General features: G+C 38.0%; 14 protein-coding genes and 1 pseudogene. 9 read left to right on the forward strand and 6 right to left on the reverse strand.

Annotation, left to right across the window (positions count from 1 at the left end):
• Window positions 1-80: 80 nt before the first annotated feature.
• Window positions 81-524, reverse strand: coding sequence for a hypothetical protein (locus tag E6H07_05800; protein TMI65435.1), 444 nt, complete (start codon window positions 522-524; stop codon window positions 81-83).
• 240 nt (window positions 525-764) lie between these two features.
• Here E6H07_05800 and E6H07_05805 point away from each other — a divergent pair, with 240 nt between their 5' ends.
• From E6H07_05805 to asnB, 4 genes are all read left to right on the forward strand, one after another.
• A complete protein-coding gene (locus E6H07_05805) occupies window positions 765-1,301 on the forward strand; it encodes a DUF479 domain-containing protein (protein ID TMI66474.1) in 537 nt (178 codons plus the stop codon).
• A 66-nt stretch (window positions 1,302-1,367) separates the two neighbouring features.
• Window positions 1,368-1,940 carry a DUF2911 domain-containing protein gene (locus E6H07_05810; protein TMI65436.1) on the forward strand — a complete coding sequence of 191 codons (573 nt, stop codon included), beginning with the start codon at window positions 1,368-1,370 and terminating at the stop codon, window positions 1,938-1,940.
• Between the two features lie 8 nt (window positions 1,941-1,948).
• The gene (locus tag E6H07_05815) at window positions 1,949-2,614 is read left to right on the forward strand and encodes a DUF2911 domain-containing protein (GenBank protein TMI65437.1); all 666 of its coding nucleotides are present in this window, start codon (window positions 1,949-1,951) and stop codon (window positions 2,612-2,614) included.
• Window positions 2,615-2,647: 33 nt separating this feature from the next.
• Entirely contained in the window at window positions 2,648-4,498 is a 1,851-nt protein-coding gene (gene asnB / locus E6H07_05820) for an asparagine synthase (glutamine-hydrolyzing) (protein ID TMI65438.1), read from the forward strand.
• 3 nt (window positions 4,499-4,501) lie between these two features.
• Here asnB and E6H07_05825 read toward each other — a convergent pair whose 3' ends face one another.
• Window positions 4,502-4,942 (reverse strand): hypothetical protein, encoded by a 441-nt coding sequence (locus E6H07_05825; protein TMI65439.1) that lies wholly within the window; start codon window positions 4,940-4,942, stop codon window positions 4,502-4,504.
• Between the two features lie 321 nt (window positions 4,943-5,263).
• On the opposite strand from E6H07_05825, the gene E6H07_05830 reads away from it, so the two are divergent.
• The 4 genes from E6H07_05830 (at window position 5,264) to E6H07_05845 (ending at window position 7,773) form a co-directional block, all read left to right on the forward strand.
• Window positions 5,264-6,403: a cystathionine gamma-synthase gene (locus tag E6H07_05830; GenBank protein ID TMI65440.1), complete on the forward strand. Its 1,140-nt coding sequence runs from the start codon at window positions 5,264-5,266 to the stop codon at window positions 6,401-6,403.
• A 78-nt stretch (window positions 6,404-6,481) separates the two neighbouring features.
• Complete coding sequence (locus E6H07_05835) at window positions 6,482-6,640, forward strand: lmo0937 family membrane protein (protein TMI66475.1); 159 nt, start codon at window positions 6,482-6,484, stop codon at window positions 6,638-6,640.
• Between the two features lie 35 nt (window positions 6,641-6,675).
• Window positions 6,676-7,437, forward strand: coding sequence for a TIGR02757 family protein (locus E6H07_05840; protein TMI65441.1), 762 nt, complete (start codon window positions 6,676-6,678; stop codon window positions 7,435-7,437).
• A gap of 6 nt (window positions 7,438-7,443) precedes the next feature.
• Window positions 7,444-7,773 (forward strand): hypothetical protein, encoded by a 330-nt coding sequence (locus E6H07_05845; GenBank protein TMI65442.1) that lies wholly within the window; start codon window positions 7,444-7,446, stop codon window positions 7,771-7,773.
• Here the strand turns inward: E6H07_05845 and E6H07_05850 are convergent, their stop codons facing one another.
• Both E6H07_05850 and E6H07_05855 read right to left on the reverse strand, forming a co-directional pair.
• Window positions 7,774-8,442, reverse strand: coding sequence for a fatty acid hydroxylase (locus E6H07_05850; protein TMI65443.1), 669 nt, complete (start codon window positions 8,440-8,442; stop codon window positions 7,774-7,776).
• A gap of 88 nt (window positions 8,443-8,530) precedes the next feature.
• Window positions 8,531-11,142, reverse strand: a pseudogene (locus tag E6H07_05855) (cellulase).
• Window positions 11,143-11,330: 188 nt separating this feature from the next.
• Between E6H07_05855 and typA the strand changes: the two are divergent.
• A complete protein-coding gene (typA, locus tag E6H07_05860) occupies window positions 11,331-13,142 on the forward strand; it encodes a translational GTPase TypA (GenBank protein ID TMI66476.1) in 1,812 nt (603 codons plus the stop codon).
• A 43-nt stretch (window positions 13,143-13,185) separates the two neighbouring features.
• On the opposite strand, the gene E6H07_05865 is transcribed toward typA, so the two are convergent.
• Both E6H07_05865 and E6H07_05870 read right to left on the reverse strand, forming a co-directional pair.
• Entirely contained in the window at window positions 13,186-13,932 is a 747-nt protein-coding gene (locus E6H07_05865) for a response regulator transcription factor (GenBank protein ID TMI65444.1), read from the reverse strand.
• A 10-nt stretch (window positions 13,933-13,942) separates the two neighbouring features.
• Entirely contained in the window at window positions 13,943-17,524 is a 3,582-nt protein-coding gene (locus E6H07_05870) for a GAF domain-containing protein (GenBank protein TMI65445.1), read from the reverse strand.
• Window positions 17,525-17,607 lie beyond the last annotated feature (83 nt).

Consider the following 17,607-nt stretch of genomic DNA (forward strand, 5'->3'; position numbering starts at 1 on the left):
CATTGGCACATCAGGGCTTGTTTTACCACACACCAAAACTACTGTTTATGCTTTCGCATAGAATATATAAAAACTAACTGCTAAACTTTACCTGTTTTCTTGTGTTGAGTCCATACACTTCCGTTTGAAGACTTCAATACAATTTTCTGATCGGCATTTTCAAGTGTTACATAATAGCTGCTCCCTTCCTCTTTTGACATTTCATACAGATCGCTTACCCAAAAAGAGGAATAATCTTTTTTCAAATTTGCCTGCAACAATACCGGCAGGTCAACAGATGAAATATTGCGGAGGGTGGCGAGAAAATTTCCTTCGGGTGAATAATAAGCGTTCACATAATTGTTATTATAAAGGAAACTTGCTTTATAATAATTACTTCCTGTTGACCACTCTGTTTCTGTAGCTGAGGGAAACTGGTTTTTAAATGCTGCGACTACCTGGGCGGTTATTTCCGGCACTCCTGCAAAAACTGTAGTGATGCCTGTACTTATCAGCAGCGCTGCTGCTAAAACAATCTTTTTCATGATTCTGGTTTAAGGTTTTATGGTTTTAGATCCTTTCTTAGTTAGACGATACAAAACTATCCTGTGTTACACCTATACACAAGACAAATTTGATTAACGGTAGCATCTGTTAATCATAGTTAACAGAACTGTCATTTACTTAACATTTGGCTCATTAACTTTAAAGCTTAATTCTCTATTTTGAATTATCTCGGTCATGCATATTTCTCCTACAACAACCCCGAAATACTGGTGGGCAATATGATCAGTGATTTTGTAAAAGGGAAAAAGAAATTTGCTTACCCCCCCGGTATTCAACATGGTATTCAATTACACCGGGAAATAGATGAGTTCACAGACACACACGAAGCAACCCGGCAGGCTAAGGAAATTTTCCGGCCGCATTACCGTTTATACGCAGCTGCTTTTGTAGATGTGGTATATGATTATTTTATTGCAAACGATGAGCAACTGTTTAATGAAAAATCGCTTCTTGAATTTACCCAACACACCTACCAGCAACTTGAGGAGAGACAAAACTGGTTTCCTGAAAAATTTGCCCGGATGTTTCCTTATATGAAATCACAAAACTGGTTATTTAACTACAGGCAAGCCTGGGGTATTGAAAAAAGTTTTGGCGGGCTGGTAAGAAGGGCCAGCTATATTTCAGAAAGTGAAACTGCTTTCCGGCTTTTTGAAACACATATTGAAACATTTCAGAAATGCTATGACCTGTTTGAAAAGGATATTAAGAAATTTACCGAAAGCAGGTTCAAGGCATTGCTGGAAAACAAATGATTTAGATAAATGGTTTTATTCTGAAAGGGGTTTCAGTTATTTTTGAATCTTATAATTTCTATACACATGAAAAAAGTCTTGTTATTAAGCTGCGTTTTGTTATCGATGGTTGTCATTTCAACAGCGCAAACAGAAGGAACCAAATTGCCGGCGGTTGATAAATCGCCAATGGACATTTCTTACTACCCGGATAATTACCCGGTACTGAAAATAAGGGATAAGGCCGCTGATTACCCTATAGCAAGGGTTATTTACAGTCGTCCTCAAAAGGCAGGGCGTATCGTATTTGGTGAGCTGGTGGAGTATGGAAAAGTGTGGAGAATGGGTGCCAATGAAGCAACAGAGATCGAACTATATCAAAATGTAAAAATAGCCGGGAAAAAAATACAGAAAGGACGATATACTTTGTACGCCATAGTGGAAAAAGATAAATGGACGATTATTCTCAATAAGGACACCGATATATGGGGTGCATTTAAATATGATGCCAAAAAAGATGTGTTGCGGACAGATGTAGTTGTGGAAAAAACAACTGAGGTGATCGAATCGCTTTCAATGGTTTTTGATAAAACATTTACCGGGGCTAACCTGGTTGTTGCCTGGGATAATGTAAAAATTTCAATACCGATGACATTTTAATTAAGTGTATGAAAAATTATAAGACTGCTTTTTGGGTATTTATTTGCATGATGATCCTGAGTTGTAATAACAACAAACCAACGGATGAAACTATTCCAAAAGAAAAAGAGGAAACGCCAAAGGTTGATAGCATACCAGTCACTCAGCACAATCATAATTATGGTGTCAATGTATATGCTACAGTTGATGTGTCACCAATGGACATGAGTTATTTTCCGGTTGAGTATTATAAACTCAATATGAGTCGTGAGCCTACCACTCCTTTGGTCGTAAGGGTTATTTATAGCAGGCCACATCTGAACGGACGAAAATTATTTACTGATATTTTAAAATACGGCGAACCCTGGCGTTTAGGAGCCAATGAATCTACCGAAATACAATTCTTTAAGGAAGTAACTATCCAGAATAAAAAGATAAAGCCCGGACGTTACATCATGTATTGCATTCCTAATGAAAAAACATGGACGATTGTCTTTAATTCCAACGTCGATACATGGGGGCTTCACCCCGATATTTCAAAAGACCTATTCCGCTTTGAAGCGCCGGTTAAAATGGTAGATCATCAAACAGAGTACTTCACCATTATATTTGATAAAAGTGATAAAGGTGCTGATATGCTGGTGGGCTGGGATAACTACGAGATAAATTTGCCTATCGATTTTATATTTGAATAACTGTCATTCCGCAATGATTGTTACCTTCATTGCATGTGTGGTATTGCAGGTATAATTCAATCTTCTCCTGAAAGAAATGATGATAACAAGTTATTGCTGAAAAAAAGTATTCAGCAAATGACTGACGCCTTGGCGCACAGAGGACCGGATGGTGAAGGGCATTGGATAAATGAAAAAGCAAACGCAGCACTTGGTCACAGGCGATTATCAATTATCGACCTATCCGATGCAGGCTCACAACCGATGCATTATCTCAACCGCTACACAATTATTCATAATGGTGAGATCTATAATTATATTGAACTGCGTGAGGAGTTACAGAAGAACGGTTACAGCTTTCACTCGAAAACAGATACTGAAGTAATTGCTGCTGCTTATGATTACTGGCAGGATGAATGTGTAGAGCATTTCGATGGGATGTTTTCATTTGCTATCTGGGATAGTGAAGACGAGGTATTGTTTGCTGCCCGTGACCGGTTTGGCGAGAAGCCATTTTTTTATCATTACCAGGATTCAATATTCACATTTGCCAGCGAAATGAAGGGGCTATGGGCAGCCGGCATTGAACGTACCTCCAACCTGAAGCTGCTTTTCAATTTTATTACGATCGGGTATACAGATAATCCTGATAAACCGGAAGAAACCTTCTATGAAAATATTTTTAAACTGCCACCGGCACACCGATTGAATTTTTATGCGCATCAAAATGAATTAAGCATTGATCAGTATTGGGAGGTAGATGCTGAAATTATAAATGACAAGATCAGTGATAAAGATGCAGTTGAACAGTTCAACTATTTGTTACAGGCTTCTGTTAAAAAAAGATTGAGAAGTGATGTTGCTATCGGCAGCTCCTTAAGTGGCGGACTGGATAGTTCATCAATTGTTTCACTGATTAATCCACTTACTTCATTCACCGCCGTATTTCCCGGTTTTGAAAGAGATGAATTTAAGTATGCAAAATTGATCGCTGAAAAATTTAATCTTCAGCAATACACTACAGAAGTAAATGAATCAGATATTGTAAATGATTTTGAAAAACTTTGTTATCACCAGGAAGAACCTTTTGGAAGTGCAAGTATAATGGCACAGTATAAAGTATATGGCCTGGCAAAGCAACATAACATAAAGGTTTTACTAGATGGACAAGGCGCAGATGAAATATTAGCAGGTTATCCGAAATACTATAAATGGTACTGGCAGGAGTTGTTCAGAAAGCTAAAACTCTTTCGGAGTGGAGAATTGAAAGCGGCTCATCAACTGGGAATAAATGAAAAATTTGGTTTTAAAAATGCTATTGCAGCCTGGTTTCCTGATTTTGCTTCTATTGTTTTAGAAAGACAGTACCTGCTCAATGCACTGCGCCAGCCTGATTTGTCAAAAGAATTTGTGCAACTGCAAAGCAAGGAGGCTTATTATACCACTCCGGCACATTACAATCTCAATGGTGTGTTGCGGTTTAATACATTCACTCATGGTCTTGAAGAATTATTGCGTTATGCAGATCGTAACAGCATGGCACATGGAAGAGAAGTTCGCTTGCCTTTTTTAAGTCATGAGCTGGTTGAGTTTTTATTTGCACTGCCATCAAAGTTTAAAATACGAAAAGGAAGAACAAAATGGCTGCTGCGGGAAAGCATGAAGGAAAAACTACCTGCAGAAATTGTATGGCGGACAGATAAGGTAGGTTTTGAACCACCTCAAAAAAAATGGATGCAACATTCCGTCGTTCAGCAAATGATACAGGATGCAAAAGCAAAACTGGTGGAACAGAGAATTCTGAAACCGGAAGTGCTGAATAAAAAAATTCAGCCGCATGATGCACATGCGGCTGAGAGTTTTGACTGGCGTTATCTTTCTGCTGCCAGTCTTTTCAATAAGTAGCCACTATGCTTTTTTGAATTTTTCATAAATCTCATAATCACCCTGCACATCGGCTTTTATTTTCATCCAGGTTTTTTCACCTTCAAGAGTAATGTAGTACTGCATGCCTGTTTTATTGGTAATTTCTGTTACACCCAAAACTTTTTGATCCGGTAGTTCGGTACTCAGCTTGTTTAAAATCATCGGAGGCAATTTGGAGGCATCATAATTTCTGTGTGTGAGGACCAGGATTCCTTTTTTATTATACCAGACAATTGTTCTTATTCCATCAGATGCAAAACGGGCTTCAAAACTATTTTCATTTTCATACCAGGTTACTTCCTGTGGCGTATTAAATGTTTTCTTAAAAGCCTCCAGAACTTTTTCATTTACTTCGGGAGGATTGTTAGCGAAGCTGGCGTTGATGAACAATAATACTGCTGCTGATAATAAGATTTTTTTCATGGCTGAAGGTTTTATAATGAACAAATATTTACTTAAATATACCTGCTATACAAAGCGATAACAAGCGAATATCAATAACCGGTATCTGTCACAGCTCCCGAAAACAGGTTAATAAAGGTTAAGGCCGATGAAGCCTGAAACTTGAGCGATGAAAGAATAAGCAAAGCTGCTGAAGCATGATTACTCAATTTTAAACATAGGGTTAACTAACTGTTAAAGGAAATTTGTCACTGATGAGTGGTAAATGAATACAACAATCAGCAAGTCAAATGATCTTTTAAATTATAATTTCTCATCTTTGCCGCTCTGAAATAATTAAATATGAAGTCAGCAACAAAATACGTCCATGCAGGAATGAGCCCTGATCCTTCAACGGGTGCTATTATTCCGCCCATTTATCAAACCAGTACTTATGTACAGGAAGCACCGGCAGTAAATAAAGGATACGAATATGCAAGAAGCCAAAACCCTACCCGCAAAGCATTGGAAGATGCTTATGCAATGATCGAGAACGGGAAATATGCATTAGCATTCAGCAGTGGTGTGGCAGCAACGGATGCAGTGATCAAATTATTGGAACCCGGAAACGAAGTGATTTGTGCTAATGATATGTATGGCGGCACCTATCGCTTATTCACAAAAGTGTTTGAAAAATTCGGGATCAAATTCGTTTATGTAGATACGACAAATGCAGATAATATAAAGAATGCTGTTACCGCCAACACAAAACTCATCTGGATTGAAACACCAACCAATCCATTGATGAATATTACAGATATTACCGCTGTTGCATCAATTGCCAAATCAAAAAATATTTTACTGGCAGTTGATAACACTTTTGCTTCTCCAGCTTTGCAAAATCCGCTTGATATGGGAGCAGATATTGTAATGCATTCCGCTACCAAGTATCTCGGTGGTCATAGTGATGTAATACAGGGCTCATTAATGATGAATGATAAAGACCTGCGTGATAAATTATACTTTATACAAAAAAGCTGTGGCGCTGTACCCGGCCCAATGGATTGTTTTTTAGTATTGCGGGGAATAAAAACACTGGGACTTCGCATGAAAGCGCATAGTGAGAATGGGGCGAAAATTGCACACTGGTTAAAAGCACATCCTAAAGTTGCAAAAGTTTACTGGCCCGGTTTTGAAGATCATCCAGGATATGCGGTTGCAAAAAGGCAAATGAAAGATTTTGGCGGGATGATTTCTTTTGAATTAAAAAACGACAGTGTAGAGGAGGCCAGGAGAGTTTTATCATCAACCCATTTATTTTCACTGGCAGAAAGCCTTGGCGGTGTAGAAAGTTTGATCAATCACCCAGCCTCAATGACACATGCTTCTATTCCAAGAGAAGAAAGAATAAAGAATGGCTTACACGATTCTTTGATCCGGTTAAGTGTAGGCATTGAAGATGCAGATGATCTTATTGAAGATTTAAGGAAAGCAATTGGGTAAACATCAATCCTCAACTTTGGCATTATATTAGTAAATCCTATCAGGTGTAAGGAAATTGTGTATTTGATAACGCTAAAATTGCAGGCTATGCTATATTTAATTGCAGTGATTTTAATAATCGGATGGCTTCTTGGGTTTTTTGTTTTTTCAGCAGGAAACTTAATTCATGTGTTACTTGTAGTTGCAATAATTGCAATAATATTGCGGCTTATCAGAGGCGATAGAGTTGTCGAGTAGTTCGTATGTAATTGACGGGTGTCTTACTTTTGCGTATGACATTAAGGGAGCTGAAAACATATCTTGATAAGAAGGTTGATGAATACAATCAACCTTCTTTTATTAAAAACGATCCCATTTCCATTCCTCACCTGTTTACAAAAAAACAGGATATAGAAATTGCCGGATTCTTCGCGGCTATATTTTCATGGGGTAACCGCACCACAATTATCAATAAAAGCAGAGAGTTGTTGAACCTGATGGGTAAGCAACCTTATGAATTTTGCATTAATCACAGTCCAACCGATTTAAAAAAATTAAGATCATTTAAGCACAGAACATTTAATACAGATGATCTGTATTATTTCATTGATTTCTTTTGCCGGCATTTTAAAGAACATGATTCGCTGGAAACAGCGTTCTTTCCAAAAGTCGATATGAGTACAGAAGAAGGTTTAAATCATTTTAAACAATACTTCTTTGCATATGATCATTTGAAAAGAACAGAGAAACATATTTCCTCCCCGCTACAAAAATCAACTTGTAAAAGGGTAAATATGTTTTTAAGATGGATGATAAGAAATGATAAGAGGGGAGTTGATTTTGGTCTTTGGAAAAATATTAAACCTTCAGCATTGATCTGCCCTATAGATGTGCATGTGGCAAGAGTGGCCAGAAAAATGGGTTTGATAAAAAGAAAACAGACGGACTGGCAAACAGCCCTTGAACTCACAGAAGCTTTGCGTAAATTGGATAAAGATGACCCGGTGAAATATGATTTTGCCTTGTTTAGTCTCGGGGTGATAGAAAAATTTTAACTACAGATGACACAGATTAGCGCAGATCTGATACCAGCATTAAGCCAGACATTGAATATTGATTTGCCTGAATCCATTTCAATGGATGAGCTGAGGGAAAAACTTTCTGCGCATCTTAACCACCTGATTCAAACTGATTTTGAAAAACTGGTTGGTATACTTTACCGGATGGATATAAGCGAACCTAAACTCAAGTTGCTACTGAAAGAAAACACGGATAGCAATGCCGGACTTATTATTGCTGACTTGATGATTGAAAGGCAAGTGCAAAAAATAAAATCCCGCCAACAATTCAGTAAGCGGGATAATAATATTAATGATGAAGAAAAATGGTAATTAGTCTTTCTTTTCAAACATCAGCTCCTTCACTTTCTCTTTATCTTCCTTTTCATTTTTCAGATCGAACATAGTACCGAATATATGGTCCCAGATGGTAGAGCTTACGCCATAACCATTATGTTCGTTTTTATAATGATGCAGGTGATGATTTCTCCAAAGTGGTTTCATCCATTTGAATGGCGGGTTCCATGCATGGATAGCATAGTGCATGGTGCCATACATAAGGTAGCCAAGAATAAAACCCGGGAAGAACATAAAAGTAGTTTGACGCATGATGAGGTACATCAAACCAAAAATGACGGAAGCCAAAATAATGCTTGGAACCGGCGGCATAAAAAGTCGCTGCTTGTCTCTAGGATAATGATGGTGATTGCCGTGAAGTGTATAAACAAATTTCTTTGCACGGCCGCTATTAGCTATCATATGGAATAAAAACCTATGAGCAATGTATTCAAACAGGGTCCAGAAAAACATACCGCCCAAAAATGTAAGAAGGATCCACGTAGTTGTAAAACCGAGACTGTTACCACTATAGTATAACATATAAATTATAACAGGTGTGTACATACCCCAGATAACCAACGGATGGGTTTTGGTAAGCATTTCCAGCCAGGGATTTTTAAAGAGTTGGGCCTGGCCTTTGTTGTGAATTTTTTCGAACTGCATAAGTTGAACTTGAAGGCGCAAAGATAAGGAATGGAGAGTGGTAAGTAGTGAGGGGATAGCGGGGTTTTGTTAAATCACTGATATGATTTTAATCAGTCTTAAGAAGCTTGTCAACTGTTTGAAACTGATAACCTTTTAATTTTAAATATTTTATCAGCTCAGGCAAATGATCATAAAATTTATCAGTTCTTCCAGGCCCTGCGCCGATATGCATAAGCAGAATAAATCCATTCAGCCCGGCTTGTTTTGTTTTTTCATAATTAATAATAGAGTTGTAAATGGTTTCGCTGTTGCGGTAATTTTTATCGTTTTCATTGGTATAGTCTGTATGACTGAGTGTACCGGGGGTGTAATTGATAAGTTGAAGCCCCATTTTTTTTGTCCAGGTAGAAATAGTGTCGTTATACCATTCATACGGTGGCAGAAAAAAGGGTGCATCTTCTCTTTCGACTTTAAACATCGTCATCTGCCCATAATTATTCAACAGGTCGATCATAAACTGATCTTTTGTAACGAGTAGTTTTTTTCTGTCCTGCCAGTCGCAATACAATAGATGATCATCACTATGTGCACCCAGGTATTGACTGTCTTTTTTCAATTGCCGGATAACAGGCCAGAACTGAGGGTTTCTGTAAAAGCTACCGGTAAAAAAGAAAGACGCTTTTATATTTTCTTCTTTTAATTTCCTGGCAATAAAATCGCCGCCTTCGGCAAACTCATGGCCGGTAAAAACCAATGCAATTTTCTTTTGTGTTGAATCGCCTCTTATGATTCCGCCATTACTATAGCTAAGGCCTCCTGTACCGGAGGCAGTTACTTTTTTGTTTTGCTTTGTGCCTCCTTCGCAGCTAGTAAATAAATTAATGATGCAGTTCCATCCATTGTCGGTTCATTAGTACTGTAATCACCATAATCGTCATGATAAACAGCAAGATCACTTTGAAACTCTGCATATTCATCGGGTTCATACAATTTGATGCCGATAAGATTTTTATAAATGCTTGTATATACAGGGCCATCAATCAATCCACCATCTATCGGGTAGTTTTTTAAATGCGTAAATGCAGAATGCGGATCAACAGGCGTATCACCCCATGATGGTAAACCATATACCATTGAAGTTCCCCAGGGATTGCAACCAAACAACCAGTCGAAATTGGCCTGTTCCAGCTCATCAAATATTTTATCACAAGTGAGTTGTTTGTACCAATAGCATTGAATAGCAAATGAAGTTGTAAGATTATTACTGCACCAGATAAAAGGAATGCCGCGATAAAAAGCGTTTTGTTTTGCTTTGTTCCATACACGTTGTATTCCTTCTTTGTAAAAGCCAATGATCGTATCTGAATTGTTCCAGAAATTATCTACAAAACTTTTATAATAACCTCCCTCCTGTTTAGGCCCATTTTTTTTAGTCTTTAATTCTTTTGCTAATTCATAATGACCCACATTAATAAAAGGGTACCATTGATAATGTTTGGCTGTATCTGCACCCAACCAGGGTGTGATCTTTTCTTGTTTTGCATAATCAACTGACTGAACGAGGTACCACCCGTGGGCACCTGTGCTATTCTTTTCTTTTGAAAGCATCGAATGCATAGATGCAGCGGCTAACTCCATATCATCAGTCCAGTTATCTTCTGCGTATATATAAGGCGATCTGACAGAAGCTGTTTGTGTTGTGCCGGTTTTCTTCTTTGCATAATTGTATGCCTCCATTACTCTATCATAGTATCCATTGATTCTTGCATTTCTTTTAAATAAGCTATCAGTGATATATAAAGTCTGGGCTAAAGCAAATACGCTTGTAAACTTTCCAGCAGTAGATGAAGTACCAGTTGTGTTGTTCATAAACTTTCCCCGCTGCTGTGGTTCACCACTTAAAAAATATACAGGTCTTTCCAATCCTTTTCCATAAAAGTTTGTGTCTTCTTTTGGTATGCGCATGCCCATATGGTCACGGTCGTCACCGAGTTGGTTGAACATCCAATTTGATTTTGGATTCATTTTTAATAACCAATCGAGCCCCCATTTCGCTTCATCTAATACATCAGGTAAATTGTTTTTCCCATCCAGGCCATTAGCCAGTTTTTCATCAGCAAACACAGTTGGAAAATCCCTGTATGCCGCAAGTAAATGATATGTTGCATTGGCAGAAGTTGAACTGTATTGTAAATAATCACTTGCATCATGCCAGCCGCCGGTAACATCTATATATGTACTGTCAAGTATACCTGCTTTTTCACCATACAACACATAACCATCATGTGTATGACAACTATCTTTTAAAAAAGGATTGAATCCGCTACGCTGCTGTCGCATATAACGTAAACAAAAATCAGCGGCTCCTTTATATACGTCTTCGTCAATTTCAAATTCCGGGGATTTTGCCCCGCCCGCCTGTAAATAATATCTACCCGGTTTTTTAAATGATGAAAAATTGAGGCGATAAGTTTGTTTGAATGGACCGTATTTACCAAATGCTTTTCTTGTGCTGTCTGTAAGCACTATCTTTTTTGTATTTGCATCTATTAATTGAAATATTTTAAGCCGCACACTATCCTTGCTACACCATACAGCTACTTTCACTCCGTTGGGTTGATAGCCGAGTTGATTGATACGAATCCACGAGTTGGTTTCTTCCCGTTTTTGAGAGAAAGCAAAGAGAATTATTGCGACAATAGCCAGTTTTAATCTCATGGGATTAAGATACTATTAAAATTGCTGAGTAGAATTGTTTCAGTACAAGAGTGTCCTTCGACAAGCTCAGGATAAACTTGCAACATCAGCCCAATCAAGGCTTAACAATTTGATACATAATAAACATCTCCTTTTTCTTCGCTGCCCCGCTGATTTGGCGTACCTTCGCCGCTCGTTTAAAAATGAGTATGGATATTAGAAATATTGCAATTATAGCCCACGTTGACCACGGTAAAACTACCCTGGTAGATAAGATCTTACATGCTACTAAAGTGTTCCGCGATAACCAGGAAACTGGTGAGCTTATCATGGACAGTAACGATCTGGAAAGGGAACGTGGTATCACCATTTTCAGTAAGAATGCAGCGGTGGTGTACAAGGATGTTAAAATTAATGTTATTGATACTCCCGGTCACTCCGATTTCGGCGGTGAAGTAGAAAGGGTTTTGAAAATGGCTGATGGCGTGCTGCTGCTGGTGGATGCTTTTGAAGGTCCGATGCCGCAAACACGTTTTGTACTGCAGAAGGCCTTGCAGTTAAATCTTCACCCGATCGTTGTAATCAATAAAGTTGACAAACCAAATTGTCGTCCAGATGAAGTGCATGATGCGGTGTTTGAATTATTCTTCAGCCTTGATGCAACAGAAGAACAATTGCATTTTCCTACTTATTATGGTTCGGGTAAAAATGGCTGGTTCAATGATACGCTGACGCAGATCGAAGGAATCGATCCGCTGCTCGATGGTATTTTGAAACATGTGCCTCCACCAAAAGTGAATGAAGGTTATTTGCAAATGCAGATCACTTCACTGGATTATTCTTCTTTTTTAGGCCGTATTGCGATTGGTAAAGTAAGTCGTGGAGTAATAAAAGAAAATCAGCAGGTGGTATTGATGCAGGCAGATGGCTCAATCAAAAAGACGAAAGTTAAAGAGCTGTATGTGTTTGAAGGAATGGGCAAGAAAAGAGTAACTGAAGTAATAGCAGGTGATCTTTGTGCGGTAGTAGGAATAGAAGATTTTAATATCGGCGATACAATTGCTGATGCGGAGAACCCTGAAGCATTGCCGGTTATCAGTGTGGACGAACCAACGATGAGTATGCTGTTCAGCATTAACAACTCACCCTTCTATGGTAAAGACGGAAAGTTTGTTACCAGCCGTCACTTACGTGACAGGCTTATGAAGGAAACAGAAAAGAATCTTGCATTAAAAGTAGAAGACACAGATAGCGGCGATAGTTTTAATGTATATGGTCGTGGTATCCTGCACTTAGGAATATTAGTTGAAACTATGCGCCGTGAAGGATATGAGTTGACAGTAGGTCAGCCGCAGGTATTGGTAAAAACGATCAACGGTGTGAAAAGTGAACCGTATGAGAATTTAGTAGTGGATGTGCCGCAGGCATTTGCCAGCAAAGTAATTGATCTCGTAACAAGACGTAAAGGCGAGATGCATGTAATGGAAACAAAAGGTGAAATGCAGCATCTTGAATTTGAAATTCCTTCAAGAGGATTGATCGGTCTACGTTCACAAATGCTCACAAATACGGCTGGTGAAGCAGTAATGGCTCACCGCTTTACTGAATACAAACCATGGAAAGGCCCGATTCCCGGAAGAAATAACGGTGTATTACTTTCAAAACTTCAAGATAGAACGACCGGCTATTCAATAGATAAGCTTCAGGATAGGGGAACCTTTTTTGTGGATCCGGGTGAAGAAGTGTATGCTGGACAGATCATCGCAGAAAATATTAAACCTGGTGACCTGGTAGTAAATGCTACAGAAGGAAAAAAACTGACCAACCACCGTGCAAGCGGCAGTGATGATGCTACACGCATTGCTCCTAAAACTTTAATGACACTGGAAGAATGCATGGAATACATTCAGCAGGATGAGTGTATTGAAGTAACTCCAAACTTCATCCGTATGCGGAAGGTGATACTGAATGAAGATGACAGAAAGAAAGTGCAGAAAAAAATGGAAGCGCAGGCAGTATAAATTATTCACGAAAAGAAGTCCACGGACTTCTTTTTTTATTTCATCATATTCTTTCCAGCACTTTCATAAAATCCTGCTTACGGCTACGGGCTACAGGGATATTTTTTCCATTGCTCATGATCACTTCACCACCTTCACCACGAATGTACTTTTGTACAAATTTTAAATTAATAAGAAATGAATGGTGAACACGGAAAAATTCGCCGCTGCCCTGTAACACTTCTTCCGCTTCCTTCAGTGTTTTGGAAGTAAGCAGTGGTTTTGTTTGTGTGGTAAAATGAAAAGTGCAGTAAGGACCATCACTTTCGCAGTATAAGATCTCTTCGGAGTTCAACATAATTAACCCTTCGAGTGTAGGTACAGCAAAACGTTTGGATTCTTTTTTTAGGTTTAATGAAGAAAGCAACTGCTCTACACGAGATGATGTTTTCTGTGCATTCTGTTGTTTTGCTTTTTCAACAGCTTCAATCAGTTCATTTTTATCGATAGGCTTTAACAGATAATCCAGTGCACTGTGCTTGATTGCTTTTATGGCGTATTCGTTATAAGCAGTGGTAAAAACAATTCCAAAGTTTTTATGCGTAGTACGTTCAAGAAACTCAAAACCATTCATGCCTGGCATTTCAATATCAAGAAATAAAATATCAGGACTATTTTTATCCATTGACTCCAAAGCTTCTGCACCGTTTGAAAAAGTAGCTGTTATTTCCACATCGGAGCAGTATTTGCCCAATAATGTAGTTAGTACTTCCCGGCAATGTTTTTCATCATCAATTATAACTGCTTTCATAACTTCTATTTTAATCATTGTGACTTGTCTTGTATTTCAATTGTAACAGGACTGATGTTCCAATCGTTTTTTCATTACCATTTTTTAAATCTTCGATCTTTACCCGTGCATCTACATTATATATCTTATTTACCATATCCAACCGCTTGGCGGTGATCTTCATGCCATGTGATTTTTTATGACTGCTGAATTTACTTTTTAAATGCTCAGCTTCTTCCCTTCCTACACCGTTATCTTCAACTTTAATAAATAACTCACCGTTATTTTTCCAGATATCAATTTCCAATTTGCTGCCCGGCTCCTTGCGATGTAATAATCCGTGCCAGATGGCATTTTCCACATAAGGCTGAACGATCATCGGCGGAACGATTACGGATGAAGGATTAACGTCTAATGCAGTGCTTATTTTATATTCAAATACATTATCAAAACGAATTGCTTCCATTTCAACATACAGTTGTAATGCTTTGATCTCGTTTTCCAGTAATACCCATTCTTCTCTTGAGTTGTCAAGTATCAATCTCATCAATCTTGAAAAACGGGTAAGATATTGCGATGCATTATCAGGATCGTTCTTTAAAATAAAGTTATTGATGGAGTTCAGGCTATTGAACATAAAATGCGGATTCATTTGTGCTCTTAAAGCCTGCATTTCCATTTCAGCTGTTTGTCGTTGTGTTTCCAGTAGACTTTTTTCTGCTTTTTGTTTTTCTGCTTCGGCTTTTGCCCGAACGATACGGTTAGCACATAAAGAAGCAATAGTTGATAAAATGAAAAGATGTTTATGTGTAAAGAAATTCCTTTTTGAATTTTCACTGTCAATTACACCATATACTTTTCCATCGGAAATAAGTGGCACGGCGATCTCTGAAAAACGCCTCACATCATCTACAATATACCTTTCGTCTTTTGAAGTATCATGAATAACTTCTGCTTTACCTGTTTTCGCTACATGACCTACAATACCTTCCCCGATCGGGACTTCAATGGGGTTAAGAATTTTATTTTCTTTCGTTGTCTTGGGTCCCCATGCTGCTTTTTGCACTAACACATTTCTTTTTTCATCCAGTAAATAGATCACACAATCTTCAAAATTCAATCGGCCAATACAATTACGGGCAACATCCCATAAGGTATCATCAATCGTACTTTGTTCATTTAAAGAAGTAGCAAAATAATTTATTGCCTGTTCGGTCTCTAGCTGTTCTTTCTGTTGTTTAATTTTATTCGTTCGGCTACGGATGAAGAAATAGATAATGCTTGCCAGCAAAAAAATATAAGCTGCAATAAAACCCGTGCTCTTCCACCAGGGTGTTTTTATTATAATGGAAAATGAATTGGACGCTTCAATCCATTTGACACCATCCCTTGTAGCACGAACAAAAAATGTATAAGTGCCGGGCGACAGGTTTGTGTAAGCCACCTGTTGCGGAGATGTCGTTCTTTTCCAGTCTTTATCAGCACCGGTTAATTTATACTCATATAAAATATTCTTATTGCTGTATAAATCAACAGCCGAAAAGCCGAACAATAAATTATTCTGTGAATAGGGTAATGCAATTTTTTCGTTGCCTGAAAAACTCATCGTTTCATTACCTGCGATGAATGAACTGATATTAACAGAAAGCGGAATACTCAGTTTTTCCAATTCATCAGGTTTGAAATAGCTTAACCCCAGGTCACTTCCCCAAAACTGTTCACCATCTGTGGATTGGTAATATGAAAGCAAACGAAAGCCGCCCGGATTAAGCCCTGCGCTTTCATCATATTTTGTAAAGCTGCTGTCTTTGGCGTTATACCTGAGCAATGTATTATCATTACCGATCCAGATATTATTTTTATCATCATTTAGTAAACCAAAACAACGGTCATTGGCTAATCCGTTTTGCCTTCTATAAATTTTAATAATTGAATCGCCTTTTATCAAATTCAGACCATTACTTGTTCCTGCATAAACAACTTCATTTTTATCTTCAGCAAAACATAAGACACCATTAAAGGATAAACCATTTTCTGTAGAAAATTTAGTCAATTGATCTGTGTTTTGACGATAACGAAATGCTCCCCTGTTCGTTCCAATCCATGTTTCAGAAGGATTACGAAACCAAACATTGTAGCAATAAATCTTTTCAAGTTGTTTTAATGCATGTTGTTCATCTGCCTTTTCTACAGCCATCTTATCAGGATCAATGATACATAACCCGCCTGCAGTTGCTACCCACAATTTATTATCGGGTGATAAAACGATATTATTTACCCAGTTTCCGGGCAGATTATTGGGAGCTGTTTTTTTATCCGCACTAAAATACTTTATCACTTCTCTTTTTTTGTTCAACACCACAATTCCGTAACGGTTTAGTCCAACCCAGAGATTATCATTCTTATCAAAACATAATGCCCGTACTTCTTCAACCCCGTTTAAAGGGGCATTATTAATAATACCATATTCATGAAATTTTGCTGTATTCATTTCACGGTTCCACTCTATCAGACCGGTTTGTGTGCCCAACCAGTAATTGCCATTTTTATGACGGGTTATATAATTTACAAAGCCATGAAATATTTTACCTGTAACTGTTTCCTGGAATGCAGAACGATAACCGGCTAGTTGATAGTTGATATTAAAATAATTTAAACCTGCAGAACGGGTAGTGATATAAACATATCCTCCGCTGTCAGTAAATACATGTGCGGTATTGTTGGCAGAAATGCTTCTCACATTAAGCGGATCATGACCGTAGCGATAGATCTTTTCATGTTCAGCATCGAAAATGTACACACCACCATATCCGCTGGTCATGATGAATCTTCCATCAGCCAATTTTCTCATATGGCGCAGGTAGCCAAATATATCCTGACCATACTGGTCTTTTAGATCTCCATAATTATGGACAACTTCGTTTTTACCGAGATCCACTTTCAACAACTCTCTGTCATGTCCAGTTGTTACCAATAGTTCGTTATTATTTAGCCACGCAGCACCGATGATATCGTGTATAAATACAGAATTTAAAACCTTCAATTGTCCTATATCAAATACACATAACCTGTCAGCGCCTACAAGAATTACGGTATCATTATTATCGCTCTTTACCTGTACATAACCTTTCAGCAAGGCCGTGTCTTCATTCCATTGTAATTTTTCAAATGTGTGAGGTTTCTGTTTGCTGAGTGTAAAAATCTTACTACCGGATACGGCACAGAAACCCCGTTGCTTGGTTTTAAAAAAAGTAATGGGGGTTATTTCTTTGCCATCTTCCAAAATAGAAATAGGAATGAAATTTCTTTTTTCGTCAATCAATGTAATTTTTCCTGCTATATCACGGACCCATATCTGGTTATAATCATCCATGTACAATGAAGAAATATTGTTGCTGCTTAGCGTAGGGTAATCTTCTTTATAGTATTTTTTTATTGTGTATCCGTCGTAGCTATTCAAACCTTCGGCCGTACCGATCCATAAGATGCCATTTTTGTCTCTTGCTGCTGAAGACACAAGATTATCGCTAAGCCCGTTTGAAGTGTTGAGGTGAAAAAATGAAATATCCTGTGCCGGTATATTGTTTATACATACCAGCAAAGCAACTACCAAAATGAGCCGCGGAAAAACGAGTTGGAACCTGATTGTAGCCAGAAAAAATGTTTTTGTTTGGGTTTATAAGTTAGTAAAATATT

The sequence above is a fragment of the Bacteroidota bacterium genome, from assembly GCA_005882315.1.
GTDB lineage: Bacteria > Bacteroidota > Bacteroidia > Chitinophagales > Chitinophagaceae > VBAR01.